The following is a 5,003-nucleotide window of genomic DNA, read 5'->3' on the forward strand; positions in this document are numbered from 1 at the left end:
CTTGCCCATCCCCAAGGTCTTGCCCATCCCGAAGGCCGGGCGTGACCCGTGAGGGATCCTCACGCCGCCAGACGGGCGCGGACCCAGTTGATCACGCCGCCCTCCAGGAGCACCTCGATCTGGCGGGGCGAGAGGTCGTGCCGCAGGCGGATCTCGCCCCCGCTGCCCAGCCGCGCCACGATTTCGGGGCCGGCGGAGAGGGCACCGGCCACGTCCGCGATCTCGATCACGTCCCCGATCTCCAGGCGGTCGTGGTCGGACGGGTCGGCGAAGGTCAGCGGCAGGACGCCGAAGTTGATGAGGTTCTGCCAGTGGATGCGGGCGAAGCTCTTGGCCAGCACCGTCTCCAGGCCGAGGTAGCGCGGGGCCAGCGCGGCGTTCTCGCGGCTCGACCCCTGGCCGTAGTTCGACCCGCCCACGATGGCGTGCCCGGCCCGCTCCCGGCCGCCCTGGCGGACGCGCTTGGGATAGGTGTCGTCGATGGGCTCGAAGGTGAATTCCGAGGTCTTGGGGATGTTCGACCAGTACGGCATCACCCGCGCACCGGCCGGCATGATGTCGTCGGTGGAGACGTCGTCGCCGGTCTTGAGCATCACGGGGACGCGGATCGAGGGTCCGAGCCGGCCGAGTTCGGGCAGCGTCGTGATGTTCTCGGATTTCTCCAGCGCCACCGCGCGCGCCTCGTCCTCGGGCAGGGGGGCCACCAGCATCGCGGCGTTGGCCGCCACCATCCGGGGGGACTCGATCCGGGGATAGGGCATGTCGAGGGTGCGCGGATCGGTGATGACGCCGGTCAGCGCCGAGGCGGCGGCGGTCTCGGGGCTGCACAGGAACACGCTGTCCTCGCGGGTGCCGGAGCGGCCGGGGAAGTTGCGCGGCACGGTGCGGAGCGAGTTGCGGCCCGAGGCCGGGGCCTGGCCCATGCCGATGCAGCCGTTGCAGCCGGCCTGGTGCACCCGCGCGCCCGCGTGGATCAGGTCCGAGAGCTGCCCGTCGCGGATCAGGGTCTCGAGGACGACGCGGGTGGAGGGGTTGATGTCGAAGGAGACCCGGTCGTGCGCCTGGCGGCCCTTCACGATCGCGGCGGCCATCGCGAAGTCGCGAAACCCCGGATTGGCCGAGGAGCCGACATAGGACTGGTAGATTTCCGTGCCTGCCACCTCGGAGACCGGCACGACGTTGCCGGGGCTCGACGGCTTGGCGATCATCGGCACCAGGGCCGAGAGGTCGAGGTCCTCGGTCTCGTCGTAGGTCGCCCCTTCGTCGGCAGCGAGGGGAATCCAGTCTGCTCCGCGCCCGACGCCTTCGAGGAAGGCCTTGGTGACCGCGTCCGAGGGGAAGACGCTCGTGGTCGCGCCCATCTCGGCGCCCATGTTGGCGATCACGTGCCGGTCCATCGCCGTCAGGTGCTCGAGGCCGGGGCCGTGATACTCGATGATCCGGCCGAAGCCCCCCTCGACGCCGTGGCGCGCCAGCAGGGTGAGGATCACGTCCTTGGCGCTGACCCAGTCGGGCAGGCGCCCGGTGAGCCGCACGCCCCGGACCCGGGGCATGCGCAGGTTCAGGGGCTGGCCCGCCATGGCGAGCGCCACCTCGACGCCGCCCGCCCCGAAGGCGAGCATGCCGAGCGACCCGGCGGCGGGGGTGTGGCTGTCGGAGCCGACCATCGTCTGGCCCGGCTTGCCGAAGCTCTGCATGTGCACGGGATGGCTGATGCCGTTGCCGGGGCGCGAGTACCACACCCCGAAGCGGCGGCAGGCCGAGCGCAGGAACATGTGCTCGTCCGCGTTGAGGTGGTCGTTCTGCACGAGGTTGTGGTCGATGTACTGCGCCGCGAGGCCGACCTTCACGCGCTCGACGCCCATCGCCTCGAGTTCCAGCATGACGAGGCCGCCGAGAACGTCCTGGAGCAGGGTCTGGTCGATCGTCAGCGCAATGTCGCCGCCCGGCGTGAGATCGCCCTCGGCGAGGTGGGCCTGGACGAGTTTCTGCGTGAGGTTGAGGGCCATGGCGGTCTTCCAGGCTGTTTCGGGGAGGAGGGCGGCGCGCCGGATGGACCGGAGCGCCGCCCGGATGGCGCCGTTCAAGGGTTGCGGTCGTTGCGGCGCAGGCTCTCCGGCATCGCGAAGATCAGGAGGGCCGCCGCCACGAGGCAGAGGATGCCGATCCCGTAGAGCGCCGGGGTGGTGGACCCGGTCAGGTCCTTGACCCAGCCCACCGCCACCGGGCTGACGATGCCGCCGAACTGGCCCAGCGTGTTGATGAGCGCGATGCCGCCGGCCGCGCCCGCCCCGGTGACGAGCTTGGCCGGAAGGGTCCAGAAGGTCGGGATCGAGGCGACGATGCCCGATCCCACCAGGGCCAGCGCGATCATCAGGGGCACGATCTGGCGGTCGAACAGGCCGGCGGCGAAGAACCCGAGGGCCGCCGCGATCGCGAGGCCGGCCACGAATTTCGGCCGTTCGCCGGAGGCGTCGGAGAGACGCCCGATCACCACCATGCTGATGGCGCCGCAGATGTAGGGGATCGCCGTGAGGAACCCGACGGAGGCGGCCTGGCCGCCGCTGGCGGTCTTGATCAGGTCCGGCCCCCAGAAGTTCAGGCCGTAGGAGCCGACCTGGAGCAGGAAGTACACGAGCGCGATCATGAGAAAGCCCGGCTGCTTGATCGCCCCCCAGAGGGAATGGTCGGCGATGTCGCGGTTGTGGTGGGCGATCTTGGCCGAGAGGAGATCCTTCTCGGCCCGCGAGAGCCAGCGCGCATCCTCGATCTGGTCGTCGAGGCGGAAGAACACCAGGGCGCCGAGGACGAGGCAGGGCAGGCCGCCGGCCAGGAACAGCCACTGCCAGCCGGCGAGCCCCGCCACGCCGTTGAGGCCGCCGAGGATCAGGCCCGCCACCGGCGCCCCGAAGATGCCCGAGAAGGCCGAGGCCACGAACATGAAGGAGGTCACGCGGCCCCGGAACGAGGCGGGGAACCACAGGGTGAGGTAGTACAGGATGCCCGGCGCGAAGCCCGCTTCCATGGCGCCGATGATGAAGCGCAGCACGTAGAAGTGCCACTCGGTGGTGATGAAGACCATCAGCGCCGTGGCGATGCCCCACGAGACCATGATGCGGGCGATCCAGCGGCGCGCCCCGACCCGGTACAGGAACAGGTTCGAGGGCACCTCGAAGATGACGTAGCCGACCACGAACATGCTCGCGCCGAGCCCGTAGGCGACGTTGCTGAAGCCGAGGTCGCTCTGAAGCTGGAACTTGGCGAAGCTGATGTTGATCCGGTCGAAGAACGCGAACATGTAGCAGACCATGATCAGCGGCATCAGCCGCCACGCGGCCTTGCGGACCACGCTGCGTTCGGTGACGTCCTGCACGCCCGCGAGCGGGGCGGTGGTGGTGGCGATGGGCATGTTTCCTCCTGGGGCGATGGCGTGGGCCGGCCTTGCGGGGGTCACCGGGGTGACCGCCGTGGCGGGCGCTCGGGGGCCGGCCGGAGCCACCTTCTGCGGGGGCTTGCCGGCCGGGGTCACGGAGTCGGTGGTCAGGCCGCGGCCGGCACCGGGTGCAGGTCGGAGGGCCGGCCGGCCTTGGCGACCTGCCCCGGCACGTCGTGGCCGATCAGGCGCGGCAGGTCGCGGGCGAGGCCGATCAGGGCGTCGAGGTCGAGGCCCGTCTCGATGCCCATCTCGTAGGCCATGCTGACGAGGTCCTCGGTGCAGATGTTGCCCGTGGCGCCGGGCGCGAACGGGCAGCCGCCGAGGCCGCCCAGCGCCGCATCGAAGCGGCGCGCGCCCGCCCCGTAGGCGGCCAGCACGTTGGCGAGCCCCAGCCCGCGGGTGTTGTGGAAGTGCAGGGTCAGGTGCTCGGCCGGCACGATCGTCAGGGCGCGGGCGACGAGGCGCTCCACCTGCCGGGGGTTGGCCATGCCGGTGGTATCGGCCAGCGTCACGCCCTCGATCCCGAGGGCAAGGTAGCGCTCGACCTGGCGCATCACCTTGTCCGCTGGCTGCTCCCCCTCGAAGGGGCAGCCGAAGGCCGTGGCCACCGTGGCGTTGGTGGAAACGCCCGAGCCGCGCACCGTCTCCATGATGCTGGAGAACCCCTCGATCGAGGCGGCCGGCGACATGCCCATGTTGGCGCGGTTGTGGGTCTCGCTCACCGAGGCGACGAGATTGACCTCGTCGACCCGCGCCGCGAGCGCCCGCTCGGCGCCCTTCGGGTTGGGCACCAGGGCGACGTAGACGGTGCCGGGCCGGCGGTTAAGGCCGGCGAAGACCTCGGCCGCGTCGCGCAAGGCCGGCACGGCCTTGGGCGAGACGAAGGACGAGACCTCGATGCGGGAGAAACCCGCGCCCGAGAGCGCGTCGATCAGCGCGATCTTGTCGGCCGTTGCCACGAAGACGGGCTCGATCTGGAACCCGTCGCGGGTGGCGACCTCCTGGATCAGCAGGGGGCTGGCCTTCGTTGCGGTCCCGGTCATTGGATCGCTCCGTCGCGACGCAGGCGTTCGATGGTCTCCGCATCCCGGCCGAGGTCCGCCAGGACGTCGTCGGTGTGGGCGCCCAGAGCCGGCCCCTGCCAGCGCACGCCGCCCGGCGTGCCGGACATCTTCGGCACGATGCCGGGCATCTTGACCCAGGTGCCCCCGGGCAGTTCGGCCTCCAGGATCATGTCGCGCGCCGCGTAGTGCGGGTCGGCCACGATGTCGGCCACCGAATAGATCCGGCCCGCCGGCACGTCCGCCGCGTCGAGGGCCTGGAGCGCCTCGTCGACGCTGCGGGCCCGCGACCAGTCCGCGATCACCCCATCGAGCATGCCGGCCACGGCCGAGCGGCCGTCGTTGCCGCGCAAGGCGGGATCGTCGGCAAGATCCTGCCGGCCGATCACGCCCATCAGGCGCCGGAAGATCGGGTCCGAATTGCCCGCGATGACGACGAAGCCGCCGTCCTTCGTCGGATAGGTGTTGGAGGGCGTGATGCCCGGCAGGGCGCCGCCCGTGCGGGT

4 protein-coding genes are annotated in these 5,003 nt (G+C 71.0%); all 4 read right to left on the reverse strand.

Going from position 1 to position 5,003, the window contains the following annotated elements; all coding sequences use genetic code 11:
• Positions 1 to 59: 59 nt before the first annotated feature.
• The gene (locus tag K2X24_RS16260; protein WP_366934515.1) at positions 60 to 2,009 is read right to left on the reverse strand and encodes an aconitate hydratase; all 1,950 of its coding nucleotides are present in this window, start codon (positions 2,007 to 2,009) and stop codon (positions 60 to 62) included.
• Positions 2,010 to 2,083: 74 nt separating this feature from the next.
• Positions 2,084 to 3,409 (reverse strand): MFS transporter, encoded by a 1,326-nt coding sequence (locus tag K2X24_RS16265; protein WP_292499392.1) that lies wholly within the window; start codon positions 3,407 to 3,409, stop codon positions 2,084 to 2,086.
• Positions 3,410 to 3,540: 131 nt separating this feature from the next.
• Positions 3,541 to 4,479 carry a hydroxymethylglutaryl-CoA lyase gene (locus tag K2X24_RS16270; RefSeq protein ID WP_292499393.1) on the reverse strand — a complete coding sequence of 313 codons (939 nt, stop codon included), beginning with the start codon at positions 4,477 to 4,479 and terminating at the stop codon, positions 3,541 to 3,543.
• The coding region (locus K2X24_RS16275) for a CoA transferase (RefSeq protein ID WP_292499394.1) at positions 4,476 to 5,003 on the reverse strand (528 nt) is incomplete at its 5' end. The genes K2X24_RS16270 and K2X24_RS16275, both read right to left, overlap by 4 nt.

It is taken from the genome of Methylobacterium sp., assembly GCF_019750675.1.
Lineage (GTDB): Bacteria > Pseudomonadota > Alphaproteobacteria > Rhizobiales > Beijerinckiaceae > Methylobacterium.

Coding starts and splice junctions, on each gene's coding strand:
- K2X24_RS16260 (WP_366934515.1), bottom strand. CDS start 2,009: ATGGCCCTCAACCTCACGCAGAAACTCGTCCAGGCCCACCTCGCCGAG.
- K2X24_RS16265 (WP_292499392.1), bottom strand. CDS start 3,409: ATGCCCATCGCCACCACCACCGCCCCGCTCGCGGGCGTGCAGGACGTC.
- K2X24_RS16270 (WP_292499393.1), bottom strand. CDS start 4,479: ATGACCGGGACCGCAACGAAGGCCAGCCCCCTGCTGATCCAGGAGGTC.